At 73.2% G+C, this 19,508-nt stretch carries 14 protein-coding genes; 4 read left to right on the top strand and 10 right to left on the bottom strand.

What is annotated here, in order from left to right:
* Nucleotides 1-47: 47 nt before the first annotated feature.
* From ABZY45_RS08565 to purN, 3 genes are all read right to left on the bottom strand, one after another.
* On the bottom strand, nt 48-1,484 hold the full coding sequence (locus ABZY45_RS08565; protein WP_356738736.1) for a DUF2079 domain-containing protein: 1,437 nt from the start codon (nt 1,482-1,484) through the stop codon (nt 48-50).
* A gap of 208 nt (nt 1,485-1,692) precedes the next feature.
* Nucleotides 1,693-3,246, bottom strand: a complete 1,554-nt coding sequence (gene purH / locus ABZY45_RS08560) for a bifunctional phosphoribosylaminoimidazolecarboxamide formyltransferase/IMP cyclohydrolase (RefSeq protein ID WP_356737471.1) — start codon at nt 3,244-3,246, stop codon at nt 1,693-1,695.
* Nucleotides 3,233-3,889: a phosphoribosylglycinamide formyltransferase gene (gene purN / locus ABZY45_RS08555; RefSeq protein ID WP_356737469.1), complete on the bottom strand. Its 657-nt coding sequence runs from the start codon at nt 3,887-3,889 to the stop codon at nt 3,233-3,235. Before purN ends, purH begins: the two co-directional genes overlap by 14 nt.
* Nucleotides 3,890-4,128: 239 nt before the next feature.
* Here purN and ABZY45_RS08550 point away from each other — a divergent pair, with 239 nt between their 5' ends.
* Nucleotides 4,129-5,100, top strand: a complete 972-nt coding sequence (locus ABZY45_RS08550) for a hypothetical protein (protein WP_356737467.1) — start codon at nt 4,129-4,131, stop codon at nt 5,098-5,100.
* An 18-nt stretch (nt 5,101-5,118) separates the two neighbouring features.
* Here ABZY45_RS08550 and ABZY45_RS08545 read toward each other — a convergent pair whose 3' ends face one another.
* The gene (locus ABZY45_RS08545) at nt 5,119-7,062 is read right to left on the bottom strand and encodes a DUF6350 family protein (RefSeq protein ID WP_356738733.1); all 1,944 of its coding nucleotides are present in this window, start codon (nt 7,060-7,062) and stop codon (nt 5,119-5,121) included.
* Nucleotides 7,063-7,193: 131 nt separating this feature from the next.
* Between ABZY45_RS08545 and ABZY45_RS08540 the strand changes: the two genes are divergently transcribed.
* Nucleotides 7,194-8,618, top strand: a complete 1,425-nt coding sequence (locus tag ABZY45_RS08540; protein ID WP_356737465.1) for a helix-turn-helix domain-containing protein — start codon at nt 7,194-7,196, stop codon at nt 8,616-8,618.
* Between the two features lie 130 nt (nt 8,619-8,748).
* Here the strand turns inward: ABZY45_RS08540 and sucD are convergent, their stop codons facing one another.
* From sucD to ABZY45_RS08510, 6 genes are all read right to left on the bottom strand, one after another.
* Nucleotides 8,749-9,633, bottom strand: a complete 885-nt coding sequence (gene sucD, locus ABZY45_RS08535) for a succinate--CoA ligase subunit alpha (RefSeq protein WP_356737463.1) — start codon at nt 9,631-9,633, stop codon at nt 8,749-8,751.
* 21 nt (nt 9,634-9,654) lie between these two features.
* Nucleotides 9,655-10,836: an ADP-forming succinate--CoA ligase subunit beta gene (gene sucC / locus ABZY45_RS08530; protein WP_356737461.1), complete on the bottom strand. Its 1,182-nt coding sequence runs from the start codon at nt 10,834-10,836 to the stop codon at nt 9,655-9,657.
* Nucleotides 10,837-11,126: 290 nt separating this feature from the next.
* Nucleotides 11,127-12,350: a VWA domain-containing protein gene (locus tag ABZY45_RS08525; protein ID WP_356737459.1), complete on the bottom strand. Its 1,224-nt coding sequence runs from the start codon at nt 12,348-12,350 to the stop codon at nt 11,127-11,129.
* Between the two features lie 73 nt (nt 12,351-12,423).
* Nucleotides 12,424-14,727: a DUF5682 family protein gene (locus tag ABZY45_RS08520; protein ID WP_356737457.1), complete on the bottom strand. Its 2,304-nt coding sequence runs from the start codon at nt 14,725-14,727 to the stop codon at nt 12,424-12,426.
* Nucleotides 14,724-15,845, bottom strand: coding sequence for an AAA family ATPase (locus ABZY45_RS08515; RefSeq protein WP_356737455.1), 1,122 nt, complete (start codon nt 15,843-15,845; stop codon nt 14,724-14,726). The genes ABZY45_RS08520 and ABZY45_RS08515 overlap by 4 nt, the downstream gene beginning before the upstream one ends.
* A gap of 119 nt (nt 15,846-15,964) precedes the next feature.
* A complete protein-coding gene (locus ABZY45_RS08510; RefSeq protein ID WP_356737453.1) occupies nt 15,965-16,417 on the bottom strand; it encodes an MmpS family transport accessory protein in 453 nt (150 codons plus the stop codon).
* A 4-nt stretch (nt 16,418-16,421) separates the two neighbouring features.
* Here ABZY45_RS08510 and ABZY45_RS08505 point away from each other — a divergent pair, with 4 nt between their 5' ends.
* Together ABZY45_RS08505 and ABZY45_RS08500 are read left to right on the top strand one after the other, a co-directional pair.
* Entirely contained in the window at nt 16,422-17,600 is a 1,179-nt protein-coding gene (locus ABZY45_RS08505; protein ID WP_356738731.1) for a hypothetical protein, read from the top strand.
* A 49-nt stretch (nt 17,601-17,649) separates the two neighbouring features.
* Nucleotides 17,650-19,341: a DUF5691 domain-containing protein gene (locus ABZY45_RS08500; RefSeq protein ID WP_356737451.1), complete on the top strand. Its 1,692-nt coding sequence runs from the start codon at nt 17,650-17,652 to the stop codon at nt 19,339-19,341.
* Nucleotides 19,342-19,508: the final 167 nt, after the last annotated feature.

The following is a 19,508-nucleotide window of genomic DNA, read 5'->3' as shown; positions in this document are numbered from 1 at the left end:
GAGAGATCCGGCCCTTCGTGCTGTCCGGGCCGGGGCGCCGCACCGCCCTACCGGAAGGCCGCGGGCTCCGGGCTGGTGCGCTCCATGACGACGAAGGGGCCCGCCTCGCGCGTGACGCGGTAACGCGCCTCGGGGTGGAGCTGCTCGGCGTACTTCACCGGGTCGTCGATCGGCCGTGACCAGCCGAAGTCCCGGTTGATCGCGACGATGTCGGGCGCGGTGCCGGGGGCCCCTCCGACCCAGTAGACCGTGCGGTCCCCGGTGAGGTGCGCCATCAGCGTGATGTCCGTCTCCACCCGGGCACCGGGCGGGATGGCCTCCAGGGCCTGCTCGGCGGAGTGGGTGCGCGCGTCGGCGCGGTACGTCTCCGGGCGCAACAGCTCCCGGAACGGAAGGTGCTGGGTGAGCGTGACGGCGATCGCCACGGCGACGGGGGCGGCGACACCGGCGTAGGAGACGACCCAGGGCCGTTTCGAGCTCCTGCTGCGGCGGATGCCGTCGGCCATGGCCAGGAAGACCACCGGCATCAGGATCGCGCTGTAGTGCCAGACCATGCCCCAGTGGTTGGAGTCCTGGGAGAGCAGACGCCAGCCGATGGTGGGCAGGACGAGCAGGATCAGGGGAGAGCGCAGGGCCATGAAGGCGGTGATGCCGACGAGGAAGACCAGCATCTCCAGCTTGACGGACGAGTTGAACACGCCGAGGACGGAGTCGAGGAGGGAGACCTCCTGCCCGCCGTTCTCCTCGATCTTCTTCCAGTAGTCGTACGTCCCCGCGCTGCTCGCCGCCGGTATGAGCACCAGGACGGTCATCACGAACGCGAACACACCGAAGGCGGCCAGCAGGAAGCCCTGGAACCGCCGTCCGTACACGGCCAGCAGTACGCCGACGACGGCGACGGTGACGCCGAGGTCCTCCTTGACCAGCACCAGCGGCAGCGACCAGAGGACGACGGCCCGCCAGCGCTCCATGAGCAGGGCGCGGCAGACCAGGGCCAGCAGCGGGACGGCGAGGGCTATCTCGTGGAAGTCCGCCTTCACCGCTTCCTGGAGCCCCCAGGACAGGCCGTACGCGACGGTGACGCAGAGGCCGGAACGCCCGCCCAGGATCTGCTGGGCGGTGCGCCCGACGATCACGGCGGAGGCCGCGAAGAGCGCGGCCTGGGCGAAGAGCAGGGCGACGGCGGACGGCCAGATCCAGTAGAGCGGGACGAGGAGGGCCACCAGGGGGCTGAAGTGGTCGCCGAGTATGAGATAGCCGGGGCCCTTGATGTCGACGACCGGGGCGTCGAACCCGGCGTACGCCCGCACCTCCTGCTCGAAGATGCCCAGGTCCCAGGAGGGCGACTGGAAGTGGCTGTACCGCAGGTAGGCGTAGAGGAAGTAGATCGCGCACAGGACCACGGCGGCGATCAGATACGGACGCAGCGGCGCCGGACGCGGCGTGACACCGGCCGGGGTCCGCTCCTCGGAGTCCTCGGACACCTCGGTCACGCTCTCGTTCAGATCAACCACGATGCCCCCGCAACGCCCATCCCTCACTGGTCAACTGCCGGTCGCACCGGTCCCGCCCGCCACGGTCCGGCAAGGCCATTCATTAGAACAGAGGGGCGACCGGCATCCGTACGCCGGGACGCACCGCAGGCCGCACCCCGGCGAGGGTGCGGCCTGCGGTGGTGCTGCGACCTGGAGGTCAGTGGAAGAAGTGGCGCGTGCCCGTGAAGTACATGGTCACGCCCGCCTTCCGAGCGGCCTCGACGACGAGCTCGTCACGGACCGAGCCGCCCGGCTGCGCGACGGCCTTGATGCCTGCGGCGGTCAGGATCTCCAGACCGTCGGGGAAGGGGAAGAAGGCGTCGGACGCGGCGTACGACCCCCGGGCCCGCTCCTCGCCCGCGCGCTCGACCGCGAGCTTGGCGGAGTCGACGCGGTTGACCTGGCCCATGCCGACGCCGACCGAGGCGCCGTCCTTGGCGAGCAGGATCGCGTTGGACTTGACGGCGCGGCAGGCCTTCCACGCGAAGGCGAGCTCCCGGAGCTCCTCGGCGGAGAGCGCCTCGCCGGTGGCGAGGGTCCAGTTGGCCGGGTCGTCACCGTCGGCCTGCAGCCGGTCGGTGACCTGGAGCAGGGCGCCGCCGTCGATCGGCTTGACCTCGACCTCGGAGGCCGGGGCGTCGGGGCAGCGCAGCACCCGGATGTTCTTCTTGCGGGCCAGCACCTCGACGGCGCCGTCCTCGTACGCCGGGGCGACGATGACCTCGGTGAAGATCTCCGCCACCTGCTCCGCCATCTCGACGGTCACCGGACGGTTGACGGCGATGACGCCGCCGAACGCGGACAGCGGGTCGCAGGCGTGCGCGTTGCGGTGCGCCGTGGCGACGTCGTCCGCGACGGCGATGCCGCACGGGTTCGCGTGCTTGATGATCGCCACGCACGGCTCGGCGTGGTCGTAGGCGGCGCGGCGCGCGGCGTCGGTGTCCGTGTAGTTGTTGTAGGACATCTCCTTGCCGTGCAGCTGCTCGGCCTCGGCGAGACCGCCCTCGCCCGAGGTGTAGAGCGCGGCGGGCTGGTGCGGGTTCTCGCCGTAGCGCAGGACGTTCTTGCGCGCGTAGGTCGCACCGGAGAAGTCGGGGAAACCCGAGTCGTCCGCGGCCGCGTACCCGTCGGCGAACCAGGCGGCGACGGCCACGTCGTACGCGGCGGTGTGCTGGAATGCCTCGGCGGCGAGCCGCTTGCGGGCGGTCAGGTCGAAGCCGCCCGCCGCGACCGCGGCGAGGACGTCGGCGTAGCGCTCCGGGCTGGTGACGACCGCCACGGACGGGTGGTTCTTGGCGGCGGCGCGGACCATCGACGGGCCGCCGATGTCGATCTGCTCCACGCACTCGTCGTCGGACGCACCGGAGGCGACGGTCGCCTTGAACGGGTAGAGGTTGACGACCACGAGGTCGAACGGCTCCACACCGAGCTCGGCGAGCTGCTCGCGGTGGGCGTCCAGGCGCAGGTCGGCGAGGATGCCGGCATGCACACGGGGGTGCAGCGTCTTGACACGGCCGTCGAGGCACTCGGGGAAGCCGGTGAGCTCCTCGACCTTCGTGACCGGTACGCCGGCGGCTGCGATCTTCCCGGCGGTGGAGCCGGTGGAGACCAGCTCGACACCCGCCTCGTGCAGACCGCGGGCGAGGTCTTCGAGCCCTGTCTTGTCGTAGACACTGACCAGGGCGCGGCGGATGGGCTTATTCACCGACATGACCGAGATGAACCTTTCGTCCCTCAATGCGATAGCCGTCACGGGCGAGACGCCCCACGGCCTCGACGAGCAGCTTGCGCTCGACTTCCTTGATGCGTTCGTGGAGGGCGGCTTCGCCCTCCGCCGTTTCCTCTTCGGTCACCTCGACCACGCCCTGCGCGATGATCGGACCGGTGTCGACGCCGTCGTCGACGAAGTGGACGGTGCACCCGGTGACCTTCACGCCGTACGCGAGGGCGTCGCGGACGCCGTGAGCACCGGGAAAGCTGGGGAGCAGGGCGGGGTGGGTGTTGACGACCCGGCCACCGAACTCGGCGAGGAAGCCCTTGCCCACGATCTTCATGAATCCCGCGGACACGACGAGGTCCGGGCGGTGTGCGGCCACGGCCGCGGTCAGGGCGGCGTCCCAGTCGTCGCGGCTCGTGTACTCGCCGAGCTTGCACACGAAGGTGGGAAGTCCGGCGCGCTCGGCGCGCTCGATGCCGACGGTGCCGTAACGGTCCGCGCCGACCGCGACGATCCGGGCGCCGTAGCCCTCGGGGTCGTCACCGATCGCGTCGAGCAGCGCTTGGAGGTTCGTGCCTGAACCGGAGACGAGCACGACCACACGGGCCGGAGCGGCGGAGGGGGGCGGGGAGGCCACGGCAGGGCCCTTTCTCGCGTGATGGAGCGGGTACGCGATGTACAGGAGATGCGTTTGTATGGTCGTACGAAAGAGGCTTGCCCCGGGATACGGGGAACTCTACGAACGGTCCGACCGTCAGCAACGATACCGGCACTCCTGGCGGCCCCCACGGGACGGGGGCGTGGCCGAGAGGTAGCGTCAGGGGTCAGGGAACCGCCCCCGGGCGGAAATGACGAGATGGGGAAGACGTTCACCACATGCCGGACCGCCTCCGCACCGCCCTTGGCCACCCGCTGCCCGAGCGGGCATCCATGCTGATGCGGGAACGCCAGTCCTCTTCGCCGGAATCCTCGTCGGGCTCGGGGTCCTCGGGCTCCTCCTCGGGGTCGGGCGCCCCCTCGGGCTCCTCCTCGGGGTCCTCCTCGGGGTCGGGGTCCTCCCCGGCGGGAGGGACTCCTTCGGGGTCCTCTTCCAGGCCCTCCGACGACAATCCGTTCGCCGCGCCCCCCGAGGACCGCCCCGACCAGCCGTGGCAGCCCCGTCACCCTTCCCACGCGCCAGGCGACCAGGGCGACCAGGGCAACGGCGGAAACGGCGGCGGCGACGACCGTCCGGTCTGGGGCAGCCAGTGGAGCGACCGGCAGCCCGGCCGGCAGGGCGGTGGCTTCGGCGGCCGTCCCGGCGGTGCCGGCGGGCCGGCCGGCCAGGGTGGTGGCCCCGAGAACACTCCCGGCGGACTCCGCTGGGACCCGACGGACCCGGCCCAGCGGCGTGCGCGCTATGCGGTGCTGGGCGGCATGTGGGCCTTCTTCTTCGCCCTGTTCGACCTCCCCGAGATCGCGATGCTCCTCGGCGCCCTCGCCGTGTACTGGTCGATCAGCGCACTGCGCGGCGGTCCGCGGAAGGCCCAGGGGTCCGGGGCGGCGACGGGCGCCGCAGGTGACGCGCGCGGCCAGGACCGGGCGCCGGCGCCCACCCCGCCGGGTACCCCGCCCGGGGCCGTCCAGGGAGCCGCGCAGAACACCGGCCGCCAGCAGACAACGGCGGCGGTCAGCGGCCTCGTGACGGCGCTGCTCGCCCTGGCGATCGTCGCCACCGGCTACACGGTCCAGCTGGTCTACCGCGACTACTACACCTGCGTGAACGACGCGCTCACCAAGACCGGCGCGCTGTCCTGCAACGACAAGCTGCCCGACCCGCTGGAGCCCTTCTTCGGCGTGCGGAAGTAGCTCCGCCGCCCCGGGCAATCACCGCGGAGCGTCGTCCCGGCCGGGATCGGGGTGCCCAGGGGCATCCGGATCCCGGCCGGCCCGCTCTCCGGGCTCGGCAGCGCCTCCGGAGCCGGGCTCCGTGCCGGACTCCGCCGCCCTCTCCGGTGTCGCCTGTGGAGCCCCTGACACGGGCATCGCGGCCTCCCGTACGGGTGCGGCCTGCTGCACGGGTCCGGCCTCCCGTACGGGGGCGGCCTTCTGCACGGGTGCGGCCTCCCGTACCGGTGCCACGTCCTGCCCCGGCGTCGCGGCCTCCCGTACCGGCGTCGCGTCGGGCCTCGCCCGGGACGCTGCGGCCTCCTCCACGGCCGTCGCCGGCCCCGGCGCGGGCCCAGGGCCCGTCGGGAAGTCCGCCATCAGGCCACCCGAGCTCTTCTTCAGCGCGGCCCAGCGCGTCTCTCTCGCCCCGTCCTCGTGCCAGGGGTCGGCGGACAGGAAGTCGTACAGCTCCGGCTCCTCGTTCACTCCCCCGAGGCCGTCAGCCGCGCCGCGCTCAGCCTTGCGATCCGTCTTCTGCTCCGCTTTGCGATCCGTCTTCTGCTCCGCCTTCTGTTCCGTCCGCACCGGCTCGTCCTTCGCCGCGTCCCACCTCCATCCCCACCGCTGCTCCCGCAGCCGCCACGCCCTCAGCAGCAGCGCCGCCGGTACGCCGACCACAGCCGTCCACAGGAGTGCGGCCGGACCCACCAGCCACCACACCGGGCCGAACTCCGCCAGCGCCCCGGTGCCCAGCGGGCCGCCCGACGCCGCCGCCAGCACCGCGGCACCGGCCCCGCACCCCAAGGCGGCCAGCCCCGCCACCAGCGCCGTGTGCCCCTGGCTCCACGCCTCCCCGCGCATCCCGCGCACCGGCGCCGCCCCCCGTGCGGTGAACCGGGCGACGGCCAGGGCGGCCACGGCGGGCACCGCGGCCGCCGCCCAGTTCGCCGCCGTACCCGGGCCGTGGGAGGGGACCGCCGCGAGCAGCGGGAACTCCGGCAGCGCGGGGGGACCGGTGAAGGCGAAGGGGGTGGCCGTGGACGCCGTACCGAGCGCGAATCCAGGGCCGAGGCCGTAGGCGGCCCCCCACATCGCGGCGTTCGGTACGAGCGCGGCCGTGAGCAGGAGGACGGAGACCCGGCCCGCCCAGTCGCCCGAGAGCCCCGTGAACGACTCCCTCGCAGCCCCCGCGTGCCACATCAGCGCCACCGCCACCAGCAGCGCTCCGCCGCCCAGCAGCACCAGCAGCCCGGCGGACGCGGACCTCACCGCCGTACCGGCCTTGGCCCGGAACCGGGTGCGGGCGGCAGCCTCCTGCACCCTCAGCGGTGCCCAGACCAGCAGCGGAGTCAACGGCCGCCCCCGCGCGGTCCATACCCCCACGGCTGCGGCGCCGGTCACCACGAAGGCCAGGGGGAAGGCGAGCGAGGCCCGCTCCGGCGGCAGTACACCGCCCCGCGCGTACTCCGCCGCGGCCAGCACCACCAGCAGATACCCGGCACTCACCGCGCAGAAGGCCCCCACGGCCGAATGCCTGCCCGCTGCCTCCGCGTCGGCGGCCGTCGCATCCGCGGCAGCGGCGTCCTCGTCTCCGTCACCCTCGCCGTCGGCATCGGCCGAGTCCCTGGCCGCCCGGTGCACGAGCCATACGGGCAGCACGCAGAGCAGCAACGGCACGGTGGCCATGGGCGAGGGGTGACCGCCGACCGTGTCGGCCCGGACGAGTTCGGCGCCGTGGGCGAGCAGCCAGAGCGAGGTCGCCACATGGAAGGCACCGTCCGGCCCGCTGTCGGGGTACGGAGAGCTGATCCACAACACCATGACCAGGACGGCCAGCGTGCCGAGTCCGAGCCCCGCGGCGATCACCCCGCGCACGAACGCGGAGACGAGTACGGCGGACCTGCTCCGCCCGGCGGGCAACATCGTGCTGCGCTCGGTCACTTGGGTCACACGGCCATGCTGCCAACGACACGCGCCTATTCCGTGTAACGGGCGAATGGCCGCTGTGTCGCCCAATATACGTTTATGTACTTTTTCACCCAGTGCAGTGGCACCACGGACGGGGAGCGGCCATGACGCCGCGCGCGGCACGGAGCTCCGCCGGTCCGGCGCCCGCCGCCCCGCTGCCCTCCCCCGAGGAGCGCCGCAGGCTCCGTGAGGCGAGGGCACTGAGTGCAGACCAGGTCGCGGCAGCCGTGGGCGTCACACCCGCCACCGTCCGCGCCTGGGAAGCCGGCCGCACCAGCCCACGAGGCCGCCGGCGTGCGGCCTACGCCCGGCTGATCGGCTCCACCGAGACCCGCCCCGAGCCGCACCCCTCCGTCGAAGCCACCGGGAGCACCACGATGTCCCCGACCGAGCCCGGCACCGCCCCGGCCGCCTCGTCACCGGACGCACCGTCAACCGGCGCACCACCGAACACCGAACCACCACAGGACTCGCCGCCATCGACCGTGGCGCCGGCACCCGCGCCGCCACCGGACGCACCGTCATCGAGCGCCCCGCCGAATCCCGCGCCCCCGCCGGACGCACCGTCATCGAGCGTGCCACCCAAGGTCGTACCGTCGTCGGGCGGGGCGCCGACCGGCCTGCTGTCACTCCGCCTGCCGCCCGCGCACGCTCCCGCCCCGGCCGCCGCGGTCCAGGCCACCGACCCGGCCTCGGAGGCGCCGAGGTGTCTCACCGCCGAAGCGGCGTTCGACGCCCTGTACGACTACGCGGCTCCCGGCCTCACCCGCCAGGCCTACCTGCTGACGGGCCGCCGGAAGCTCTCCCGGGAGGCCGTCGAACACGCCTTCCGTATCGCCTGGCAGCGCTGGCCCGAGGTGGCCAGGGACCGGGATCCGGCGGGCTGGGTGCGGGCCGCAGCGTACGAGTACGCGATGTCACCCTGGCACCGGCTGCGCCGTACGCACCGCCGGCTCGACCCGCTGCCCGAGGCCCCGGAGCGGCGGGTACTGCTGGACGCGCTGCTCGGCCTCCCGGCCTCGTACCGCCGCACGCTGCTGCTCCACGACGGTGTGGGCCTCGGGCTGCCCGATACGGCCGCGGAGACCGAGGCGAGCACGCCTGCCGCCGCGAGCCGGCTGCTCAACGCCCGGGCGTCGGTCACCGAGCGGCTGCCCGCCCTGGCCGAGCCCGCGGACGCCGTCGGCCGGTCCGAGGTGCTGCACGAGCGGCTCGGCGAGCTCGCCCTCGCCGAGGACGTGCCCGCACCGCCTCCCGCCCCGGCCGTGCGCGCGGCAGGCGAGCGCATCGCCCGGCTCTGGACCCGCGCGGCGTTCGGCTTCGCCGTGCTGCTCATCGGAACCACGGCCTTCACGCTTCAGACGGCCCCCACCCAGTACGAGCAGCCGCTGGCCCCTCCCGAACGCGTGGGCGGCGTACCCCCGCGAGGCGGTCCCGAGAAGCTGACTCCGCAGGACCTGAAGCTGCAGAAACTGCTGCGGGAGAAGCTCGCGCACGGTCCGGAGCGCCTGGTTCCGAAGATCCCCTGACCGCGCCCGCGACCGGTTCACCCGCGACCGGCTCCCCCGGGGTACGGAAACGGCGCGGGCCCGCACCCCCCATCGCGGAGGGGTGCGGGCCCGCGCCGTTTCCGCCGTGCGGCGGTGACGCGGTGGGCTGTCAGCCGCCGAGGATCTCGCGGGCCAGCTTGGCGGTCTCGGTCGGCGTCTTGCCGACCTTCACGCCTGCGGCCTCGAGGGCCTCCTTCTTGGCCGCGGCGGTGCCGGAGGAGCCGGAGACGATGGCGCCCGCGTGGCCCATGGTCTTGCCCTCGGGGGCGGTGAAGCCCGCGACGTAGCCGACGACCGGCTTGGTGACGTTCTTCGCGATGTAGTCGGCGGCGCGCTCCTCGGCGTCGCCACCGATCTCGCCGATCATCACGATGAGGTCGGTCTCCGGGTCCGCCTCGAACGCCGCGAGGGCGTCGATGTGCGTCGTGCCGATGACCGGGTCGCCACCGATGCCGACGGCGGAGGAGAAGCCGATGTCACGGAGCTCGTACATCATCTGGTAGGTCAGCGTGCCGGACTTGGACACGAGACCGATGCGGCCGGGCTTGGTGATGTCGCCCGGGATGATGCCGGCGTTGGACTGGCCGGGGGTGATCAGGCCGGGGCAGTTCGGGCCGATGATCCGGGTCTTGTTGCCCTTCGAGCCGGCGTACGCCCAGAAGGCGGCCGAGTCGTGGACGGCGATGCCCTCGGTGATCACGACGGCCAGCGGGATCTCGGCGTCGATCGCCTCGACGACGGCGGCCTTCGCGAAGGCCGGCGGCACGAAGAGGACGGACACGTCGGCGCCGGTCTTCTCCATCGCCTCGGCGACGGAGCCGAACACGGGTACCTCGGTACCGTCGAAGTCGACGGAGGTGCCCGCCTTGCGGGGGTTCACGCCACCGACGATGTTGGTGCCGTCGGCCAGCATGAGCTTGGTGTGCTTCATGCCCGTGGCGCCGGTCATCCCCTGGACGATGACCTTGCTGTCCTTGGTGAGGAAGATAGCCATGGTGTTGGAGTCCCTCGTCCCTTACTTCGCAGCCGCGGCGAGCTCGGCGGCCTTGTCGGCCGCGCCGTCCATGGTGTCCACACGCTGAACGAGCGGGTGGTTGGCGTCGGAGAGGATCTTGCGACCCAGCTCCGCGTTGTTGCCGTCGAGGCGCACGACCAGCGGCTTGGTGACGTCCTCGCCCTTGGACTTGAGGAGCTCCAGGGCCTGGACGATTCCGTTGGCGACCTCGTCGCAGGCGGTGATGCCACCGAAGACGTTGACGAAGACGGACTTGACGTCCGAGTCGCCGAGGATGATCTCCAGGCCGTTCGCCATGACCTCGGCGGAGGCGCCGCCACCGATGTCGAGGAAGTTGGCGGGCTTCACGTTGCCGTGCTTCTCACCGGCGTACGCGACGACGTCCAGGGTCGACATGACCAGACCGGCACCGTTACCGATGATGCCGACCTCGCCCTCGAGCTTGACGTAGTTGAGGTTCTTGGCCTTCGCGGCGGCCTCGAGCGGGTTGGCCGCGGCCTTGTCCTCGAGCGCCTCGTGGCCGGGCTGACGGAAGTCGGCGTTCTCGTCGAGAGACACCTTTCCGTCCAGCGCCAGGATGCGGCCGTCCTTGGTCTTCACCAGCGGGTTGACCTCGACGAGGAGCGCGTCCTCGGCGACGAAGGTGTCCCACAGGGTCACCATGGCCTCGGCGACACCCTCGGCCACCTCGGCCGGGAACTTCGCCTGGGCCACGATCTCGCGGGCCTTCTCGATGTCGACGCCGTCGACGGCGTTGACCGGGACCTTCGCGAGGGCCTCGGGGGTCTTCTCCGCGACCTCCTCGATGTCCATGCCGCCCTGCACCGACGCCATGGCGAGGAAGGTGCGGTTGGTGCGGTCGAGGAGGTACGAGACGTAGTACTCCGCCTCGATCTCCGGGGACAGCTCGGCGATCATCACCTTGTGGACCGTGTGGCCCTTGATGTCCATGCCGAGGATGTCGGTCGCGCGAGCGACCGCCTCGTCCGGGTCTGCCGCCAGCTTCACGCCGCCGGCCTTGCCTCGGCCACCGACCTTCACCTGCGCCTTGACGACGGACTTGCCGCCCAGCCGCTCGGTCGCCTCGCGGGCTGCCTCAGGCGTGTCGATGACTTCACCGGCCAGCACCGGTACACCGTGCTTGGCGAAGAGGTCCCTCGCCTGGTACTCGAACAGGTCCACGCGCGTCCGTCCCTTTTAGTGGTCTCGCGGTTCGTTTTCTGCGTGGGCGTGCCGCGAGGGCAACGTGACTGCGCAGTCACTAGGGAGGCGCACACGGTGACCGGGTACGCGGCATGTCCATCCGGCAGGTTATCCCCCGCGCTCGTCCGGACCCTAAATTGCAGATCACACCCGGGCGGTGATAACGGTCACAGATCACGCTGGTGACCGGGGTGCCGAGGACAAAACGGCGCGGGTTCGCCGAGGTCCGGGGAGGTCCTGCCGGGTGGCGGGGGCCGGCCGCGCCGCGGTCAGACGCCGGGGTCCGGTATCGGCAGGGGCCGCTTCTCGATCGCGGCGGCCATCACCTCCGGGAAGAGGTCGGGCGTGCAGGCGAAGGCCGGTGCGCCGAGTGCCCCGAGCGCGGCGGCATGCTCCCGGTCGTACGACGGCGTGCCGTCGTCGGACAGTGCCAGCAGGGTCACGAACTGCACACCGGACGCCCGCATCGCGGCGGCCCGCTCGATCATGCCTTCACGGATGCCCCCCTCGTGGAGATCGCTGATGAGTACGACGACGGTGTCGGCCGGACGGGTGATCCTGGACTGGCAGTAGGCGAGCGCCCGGTTGATGTCGGTGCCGCCGCCGAGCTGGGTCCCGAACAGCACGTCGACCGGGTCGTCGAGCTGGTCGGTGAGATCCACGACCGCCGTGTCGAAGACGACGAGCCGGGTCGCCAGGGTGCGCATGGAGGCGAGCACCGCGCCGAAGACCGCGGCATGGACGACGGAGGCGGCCATGGACCCCGACTGGTCGACGCAGAGGATGACGTCCTTCCGTACGGACCGGTCGGAGCGGGCGTAACCGACGAGGCGCTCGGGGATCACCGTGCCCGCGCCTCCGGCTCCGGCTCCGGCTCCGGCTCCGGCTCCGGGCAGCGGTACGTAGTTCTTGAGGTTGGCCCGGATCGTGCGGTCCCAGTCGATGTCCCGGTGGCGCGGCCGGCCCGCTCTCGCCGAGCGGTCCAGGGCCCCGGTGAGCGCCGCCCGGGTGCGGGCGGCCAGTCGGCGCTCCAGGTCGTCGGCCACCTTCCGCACGACGGCACGGGCGCTCTCCCTCGTGGTCTCCGGCATGGCCTTGCCGAGCGAGAGCAGGGTGCCGACGAGGTGGACGTCGGGCTCCACCGCCTCCAGCATCTCCGGCTCCAGGAGCAGGGAGGACAGCCCGAGCCGGTCGATGGCGTCACGCTGCATGACCTGGACGACGGGGCTCGGGAAGTATCTGCGGATGTCGCCCAGCCAGCGGGCGACGGACGGGGCGGACGCCCCGAGGCCTCCGGAACGCCCGGCCGGCCCCCTGCCGCCCGGCCTCCTCGCGCCGGCCGGCTTCTTCCCGTCGCCGTAGAGCGAGGCCAGTGCCGCGTCCATCTCGGCGTCGCGTCCGCTGAGCGCGGGTCCCGTGGGCCCGGCGCCGTCCGCGCCCAGCACCAGGCGCCAACGCCGCAGCCGCTCCTCCTCGGTCTGAGCCACGGTCATCGCCTTCTCCTCTCCGTCGTTCCTGGTGGCGCACGGTCGAGGTTCTTCGCCTCGGCCTGCGCCCGGCCCGTGGTCATCCGTTCTCCGCCCGCGCCGCCGGGGCGCCGCAGCCGAGCAGCAGCCGGAGCACGGGGACCACCGCGTCGGCCCGTTCCTCGTCGAGTCCTTCACCGAAGCCCTGCGCTGCGGTGCCGGCCCCGCCGCCGGTGCGCCCCGCTTCGGGCCCCCGGCGTACGAGGTCGCCCAGGGCACGCCGCGCCCCGGGTTCGTAGTCGGAGAACGTGCGGCGCAGCAGGGGGAGTACGCCGGTGAACTCCCCGGCCGGTATGCCCGTCAGCCAGGCGTCGACGAGCCCGAGGAGCCGCTCGTCGTGGACGAGCAGCATGCCCCCGCCCGTCTCCGCGCCGACGAATCCCTCGATCCACGCCGCTGCCTCGGCGGGTGGGGTACCGGGCGAGAGGGCCTGCCCCATCAGCCGTGCCGCCTCGCTCCCCGTGAGCAGCCCGTCGTCCAGCAGCAGTCGCGTGGCACGTCCCCGGATCACCCCGGCGACGGCGTCCCTGGCGGAGAGTTTGCGCAGGGTGCCGGCCCAGCGCTCGGCCGGCCCCTCGGCCCGTACGGCGTCGGCGAGCAGTCCGATCGCCGTGTGCACACCGTCCAGCCGGCCGTGCATCTCGGCCGCGGCGTCCGTGTCGAGGCCGGTGCAGGCGGGCGGCAGGCCGACGCAGACGCGCTCGGCGATGCCGACCGTGACCTCCGCCAGTGCCGCGCCGTCGGTGGACCGGACGTCCCCGTACCGCAGGGAGCGGGCCAGGGCGGGCAGCGCGTCGGCGAGATGGCCGACGTCGGCGTCGAGTGCGGCCCGGTCGGCGAGCGCACGCATCACGACGGGCAGGACCTCGGACAGCCCGGCCAGGAGGCATTGCTCGGCGAGCGCGGTGACCCCGGCGAGCGACGACACCGAGACGGCGTCCGCTTCTGCCTTCGCGCTTGCCGCGGCGAGCACGGTCGTGCCCCAGACCCCGGCTTCCGCGATCCGCACGAACAGCTCGGGTTCCCAGCGCAGCCGCCAGCTCTCCCGGAAGGTCCCCGTGCTGCCGCGCCCCGCGAGGGGGGCGCCCCAGTCCACTCCGAGCAGCCGCAGCCGGTGGAGGAGTCTGCTGCGGGCGGCGTCCGTCTCCTTGCGCAGGTCGAGGTCCAGCTCGCGCTCCCGCGCCTCGGGTCTGAGTCTGAGAGTGCGCTGCTGTCCGTCCAGGTCCCGTTGGAGGGGGACGGCGGGGGCGCTGTCCGGGACCTCCCCCAGGATTTCGCCGACCACGAGCCGGTCCCGCACCAGATCGAGCGGCACGTCCGACCCCTCGCACATGACGGCGCGGACCGCGTCCGTGGCTTCGGTCAGGCCGACGGCCGGGCGGTCGCGCAGGGCGGCCAGTGTCTCTGCGAGCCGGACGGCCTCGATGACGTGTGCGGAGGAGACGGGCTTGTCCTCCTCGCGCAGCAGCCCGGCGACCTTCGTCATCCAGCGCTCCACCGGCCGGTCCGGGGCGCCGTACACGTGCCCGTACCAGCCGGGCGATTCGATCCCCGCGCCGTATCCGCTGTGCCGGGCGAGCCTGCGATGCGTCCAGGGCACCCAGGTCAGCTCCGTCCGCACCTTGGGGATGCCCTTGAGGAGCGACCGGTCGGCGGCGACGGTGGTCCTCGCGGCGAGGGCGGGGACGTGCCACGCGCCGCACACGACGGCGATGTGCTCGCCGAACTCCTTGCGGGCGCCACGCAACTGGAGGCGCATGCATGCCTCCCGGACGGCGTCCTGCGGGTGGCCTCCCTCCCCGTACGCCTCGCGCAGCGCCGTCATCGCGTCGGCGAGCGCCGCGAACGGGGCGAGCGGGTCGGCCGCGCGCCCGTCCGCCCGGTGCTCGACGACGTCCTCCCACCAGCGCTCGGGGTCGTCGTAGCCCGCGGTCTCCGCGAGTGTCCCGATCGGATCGACGGCCCGTCCGGCCTGCCCCTGCTCCTTCGCCGCATACTCCGCCATCGCAAGGGAGTTGGCGGCCGGAAGGTCCACGAAACGCACCGGGGTGCCGTGCGCCAGCGCCCAGCGGATCGCCACCCATTCCGGCGAGAAGTCGGCCATCGGCCAGAACGAGGCGAGCCCCGGGTCGTCCACGGCATGGGCGAGCAGCGCGACCGGCGGCTTCATCCGGTCGTCCGCGGCCAGCCGCACCAGCGCGTCCCCTTCGGGCGGCCCTTCGACGAGCACCGCCCGGGGCCGGGCCGCTTCCAGCGCCGCGTGGACCGCGCGGGCGGAGCCCGGGCCGTGATGCCGCACCCCGAGCAGCAGTGGTCCACCGTGCCCGGGGCCCCGGGCCGTCATCCGGCCGCCTCACGGCAGGCGCGGTAGAAGTCCTTCCAGCCGTCCCGCTCCCGGACGACGGTCTCCACGTACTCCCGCCATATGACGCGGTCCGTCGCGGGGTCGCGGACGACGGCACCGAGGATGCCGGCCGCCACGTCGCCGGGGCGCAGCACTCCGTCGCCGAAGTGGGTGGCGAGCGCGAGGCCACCGGTGACGACGGAGATGGCCTCCGCCGTGGACAGCGTCCCCGACGGCGACTTGAGCTTCGTGCGGCCGTCCGTGGTGACGCCGTCCCGCAGTTCGCGGAAGACCGTGACGACGCGCCGGATCTCGGCCATGCCCTCGGGAGCCGCCGGAAGGTCGAGCGACCGCCCGATCTGGGAGACGCGACGGGACACGATGTCCACCTCGGCCTCGGGCGTCGCGGGCAGCGGCAGCACGACGGTGTTGAACCGGCGGCGCAGGGCGCCGGAGAGCTCGTTGACCCCGCGGTCACGGTCGTTCGCCGTGGCGATGAGGTTGAACCCCCGAATCGCCTGCACCTCTTGTCCCAGCTCCGGCACGGGGAGCGTCTTCTCCGACAGGACCGTGATCAGCGCGTCCTGCACGTCGGCGGGGATGCGGGTGAGCTCCTCGACGCGGACGGTCATGCCCTCGGCCATGGCCCTCATCACCGGGCTCGGCACCATGGCCGCGCGGCCGGGACCGCGGGTCAGCAGCTCCGCGTAGTTCCACCCGTAGCGGACGGCTTCCTCGGGAGTGCCCGCGGTGCCCTGGACGAGCAGTGTCGAGTCTCCGCTGACGGCTGCCGCGAGATGCTCGGACACCCACGTCTTGGCGGTGCCCGGCACACCGAGCAGGAGGAGGGCGCGGTCCGTGGCGAGTGTGGTCACGGCGACCTCGACGAGACGGCGCGGACCGACGTACTTCGGTGTGATCAGGGTGCCGTCGGGGAGCGTCCCCCCGAGCAGATAGGTGGAGACGGCCCAGGGCGAGAGCTTCCAACGTGCGGGCCGGGGGCGGTCGTCGGCGGCGGCGAGCGCCTCCAGCTCGTCGGCGAAGACGTGCTCGGCGTGCGGCCTGAGGGCTTCGCCTGCTGCGTCGGTCGATACGGACGTCGGTACGGACACGGTCATGGATCCCCCTCCGGATCGGTCGACCCGATGTGGTTTCCACCGTGCACCATGCCACTGACAATCGGCCCCGGCCGTGGGGCCGGGGCCGATGCGGAGCTGACAGGGCGTCGGCCGGAAGGTCAGCCGGTGATGGGCGAGATGGCGACGCAGCCGCCGCTCGTGAGGAGCTCCTCCCCCTTCACCTCCTCGATCACCTTGCCCTTGTACGTGATCGTGCAGGCGATGTCGGCCGCGCCCCCGGCCGACCTCACCGGCATGACCGCGGGCGGCATGATGCCGCGCAGGGTGACGGTCTTCTTCCACGGCAGTGCGGGCGAGCTGACCTTCTCGATCCTCGGGTCCATGGCGTCGCCCCCGCCACCGTGGAACTGGATCTCCTCGGCACCGGTTCCGGTGACTTCGTAGGTCACTTCGTAGGTTTCGTCCACGAGCGCGTCCACGCCCTTGCCGGCCGACTTCTCGGCCGCTTCGGAGCACGCACCGGCACCGAGCGCGAGGCCGCAGACGGCCAGCGCGGACACCGCGGCACGAGTGAGGCGCCCGTGATGGATGGCGCGCATGATGTGATTCATCAGAATTCCCCCGTTTGATGCGCAAACACTCTTCCTCGCAGGAAAGCGCACGGGGGTGAAACGGTCAAGTCATCCCGGAGCGGGCGGAGTCGCCGCTCAGGGCCCGTTGTCAGTGGTGGGTTCTACCGTCTGTTCCATGGAGCTATCCGACGGGGGAGAGCCGGCCCGGACCGAACGGGGGCCGGCCGACAGCCGAGCCGCGTCCACGGACGCGGGCCGGGCGGCGGGGGTCGCGCGGCGGGCCGACCGCAGAGCCGCTCGTGTCACCGGCGGCGCGCAGGAGCTGGAGCAGCGGCTCACCGATCTGCTGCGCGGCGGGCTCGCCGCGACCGACCGGCCCGGCTACGGACTGTGGGAGGAGACCGCCGCCCGTATGGTCGACGCCCAGGCCCCCGGACTGGCTTCTCGTGTGCGGGAGTTGGGGTCGGTTACGGCCTCCGGCCCGGGGTGGCCGGCGCGGCTGCTCGAGGAGTGCGCGTTGCTGCACATGCTGGACTCGGCCTGGCTCGGCCTCGACCGGCTGCCCGGCCCCCTGGCCGCGACGGTGCGTTCCCGCGTGGGGCTGACGGCCTCCCCCGAGGGACCCGCTGTCCGCGACCACTGGCTGGTCCTCGCGCAGTACGACACACCGGAGGGCCGGATCGTCACCCGCCGCATCTGGCTGTACGGCGCGGAGTCGAGGCGCACGGCGCTCGTCCTGTCCTACGGCGCGCCGGGACGCGTCCCGGCGCGATCGCTGCCGGTGGGGGCGGTGATCGACGCCGAGCTGACTCCGTATCCGGGCGGTGGGCGGCTGCGGGCGGAGCTGGGCGAGCAGTTCGCCGATCCCGCGGTCACCCCAGTGCCGCCCCCCGGTGTCACGACGGCCGACGCCCTCGCGGCGTACGGTCGGGCTCTGCGCGACGATCCCTGGCTGGAGGCCTGGCCGGTCACGCTGGACGCTGTCGTACCCGCACGGTGCGGGGACGGCTGGCAGCTGATCGCCCCCGAGGACCGCTCCGCCCTGCCGATCAGCCCCCGGGCACTGTCCCGGCCCGGCCTGTGGAAGCTCGTGGCGCTCTCGGGCGGCCGCCCTCTGACCGTCTTCGGTGAATGCGGGTGCCGGGGCTTCGAACCGATCGCGGCCTGGAGCCCCGAGTCTCCCGGCGGTGCCGGCACGGGCGGACCCGTGGCGCTCGTCTGACCCCGCTTTTTTTCTGACCGCCTGCCGCCGGCCAACGGAGGGGACCCCGATGCCCGTCACTCGCTCCACCCTCACCACGAACGGCACGCCCGTGGACCCGTGGGAGGAACTCGTCACTTCGGCGCTGCTCGGCACCGACCGGCGCCCTCCCCGGCCGGCCGGGGGCGGTGCGTCCGGACCGGCTGAGCTGCTCGACGTGGCAGCGGTGCACACGGTGCGGCGACGAGCCGGGCTGCGGCCGGCCGCGGGGGCCGCGCTCCCGGAGCCGGCACCCGACGACCCCCGGCCCCCGCTCCCCGCGGCGGCGCGGCACCGGCTCGCACAGTTGCTGGCCGACCGTTCGGCTCCGCCGGGTGGCGGACGGCGGGGTACGGCGCCGGATCTCACCGAGCTCATCCCGCAGTGGCTGGCCACCGCGGGGGCCCGGGGCTTCCGCCCACCCGCTGAGCTGTTGCCCGCGCTGCTGGACGCGGCCCGGGCGCGCACGGACCTGCGTCCGCTCGCGCTGGCGTTCGCCGGGCCGCGCGGGCTCTGGCTGGCCGCGCTGAATCCGGAGTGGAGGTTCGCGCTGCGCGCCTCCTCCCGCACTGCGCAGCGGCCTGGGACGGAGGATCCGGAGGCGGTGCGCCGGCTCTGGGAGGAAGGCCTCTTCGCGGAGCGGGTCGCTCTGCTCGACGCCGTACGGGAGCGGGATCCCGGGGCCGCCCGGTCCCTGCTCGCCGCTACCTGGGCCACGGAACGGGCCGAGGACCGGCTGATGTTCCTCGACTCGCTGCGGGCTCGCCTCTCCGGGGCCGACGAGGCCTTCCTCGAAGCGGCCCTGGCGGACCGCAGCCGCAACGTCCGCTCCACGGCGGCGCAGTTGCTCTCCGCTCTGCCGGATTCGGCGCTCGCCCGGCGGATGGCGGCCCGTGCCGTCTCCTGCGTGAATCCCGACCGTACGGACGGCGCGGTCTCGATCGCGGTGGAGGCGCCGCACGAGTGCGACGCGGCGATGCAGCGCGACGGCGTCGTTCCCGTACCACCCTCGGGGCGAGGCGAACGTTCGTGGTGGCTGGGCCAGTTGGTGGAGGCCGCGCCGCTGGAGGTCTGGCGGGAGACGTTCGACGGGCGCACGGCCCAGGAGCTCGTGTCACTGCCGGTGGCCGACGGCTGGGCGGGCGAACTGCATGCCGCCTGGTGCCGGGCGGCGGTACGGCAGCGGGATCCCGACTGGGCACGCGCTCTGATCGGCGCTCCCTCCACACCCCCGGCGAACGGCCCGGGAACCGCCTCGCTGGCCGAGCGGTCCAAGCTCCTCTCCACCCTGCCTCCCGGGGAGCGGGCCCTCTGGGTCGCCGGCTTCATAGCGGCGCACGGGCTGTCCGAGGCGTTCCAGTTGCTCGGCGTCTGCTCCGTGCCCTGGGACGGGCCGCTCGGCCGGTCGGTGGTCGACGCACTGGACATCGCCCGGGACGCGGGCAGCTACCCCTGGAGCTTCAGCGGAGTGATGGGCCTCGCCGAGCGCTGCCTGAACCCGGCCGAAGCGGATCGCCTCGCGGTGCTCACCACCACCCCGGACGAACCGGAGGGCGCTTCACCGGGCGCGGGTGGCTACTGGTCGGAGGCGTTCCAGCGCCTGGTCTCCACCCTGCGCCTGCGTGCCGCCATGGACGCGGAACTGGCGCAGGAGGAGCACAAAGGGCAGGAGGAGCAGGAAGGAGAGGAGAACGGGGCCGTCCGGGCCGCAGGGGCGGGCTGACCGCGGGGGCGGGTCACCGGCCGAGCACGTAGGGCGGCGCGAACCAGCGAGGCGGAGCCGGCCGACGAGGACGGCAGACCGGCGACGGCAGGGCGCACCGGGCCCCGCCCCACGCGCCCGCGCTTCGCCGATGCCGCCCAGGGACCCCCGGCCCGACGGACGCCCGG

It is taken from the genome of Streptomyces sp. NPDC006516 (genome assembly GCF_040611875.1).
Classification (GTDB): Bacteria; Actinomycetota; Actinomycetes; order Streptomycetales; family Streptomycetaceae; genus Streptomyces.
This window is presented reverse-complemented; position numbering and strand designations above follow the sequence as displayed.

Coding starts and splice junctions, on each gene's coding strand:
- ABZY45_RS08515 (WP_356737455.1), bottom strand. CDS start 15,845: ATGACCGTGTCCGTACCGACGTCCGTATCGACCGACGCAGCAGGCGAA.
- ABZY45_RS08525 (WP_356737459.1), bottom strand. CDS start 12,350: ATGACCGTGGCTCAGACCGAGGAGGAGCGGCTGCGGCGTTGGCGCCTG.
- purH (WP_356737471.1), bottom strand. CDS start 3,246: ATGTCGGTGAATAAGCCCATCCGCCGCGCCCTGGTCAGTGTCTACGAC.
- ABZY45_RS08510 (WP_356737453.1), bottom strand. CDS start 16,417: ATGAATCACATCATGCGCGCCATCCATCACGGGCGCCTCACTCGTGCC.
- sucD (WP_356737463.1), bottom strand. CDS start 9,633: ATGGCTATCTTCCTCACCAAGGACAGCAAGGTCATCGTCCAGGGGATG.
- ABZY45_RS08520 (WP_356737457.1), bottom strand. CDS start 14,727: ATGACGGCCCGGGGCCCCGGGCACGGTGGACCACTGCTGCTCGGGGTG.
- ABZY45_RS08500 (WP_356737451.1), top strand. CDS start 17,650: ATGCCCGTCACTCGCTCCACCCTCACCACGAACGGCACGCCCGTGGAC.
- ABZY45_RS08540 (WP_356737465.1), top strand. CDS start 7,194: ATGACGCCGCGCGCGGCACGGAGCTCCGCCGGTCCGGCGCCCGCCGCC.
- ABZY45_RS08550 (WP_356737467.1), top strand. CDS start 4,129: ATGCCGGACCGCCTCCGCACCGCCCTTGGCCACCCGCTGCCCGAGCGG.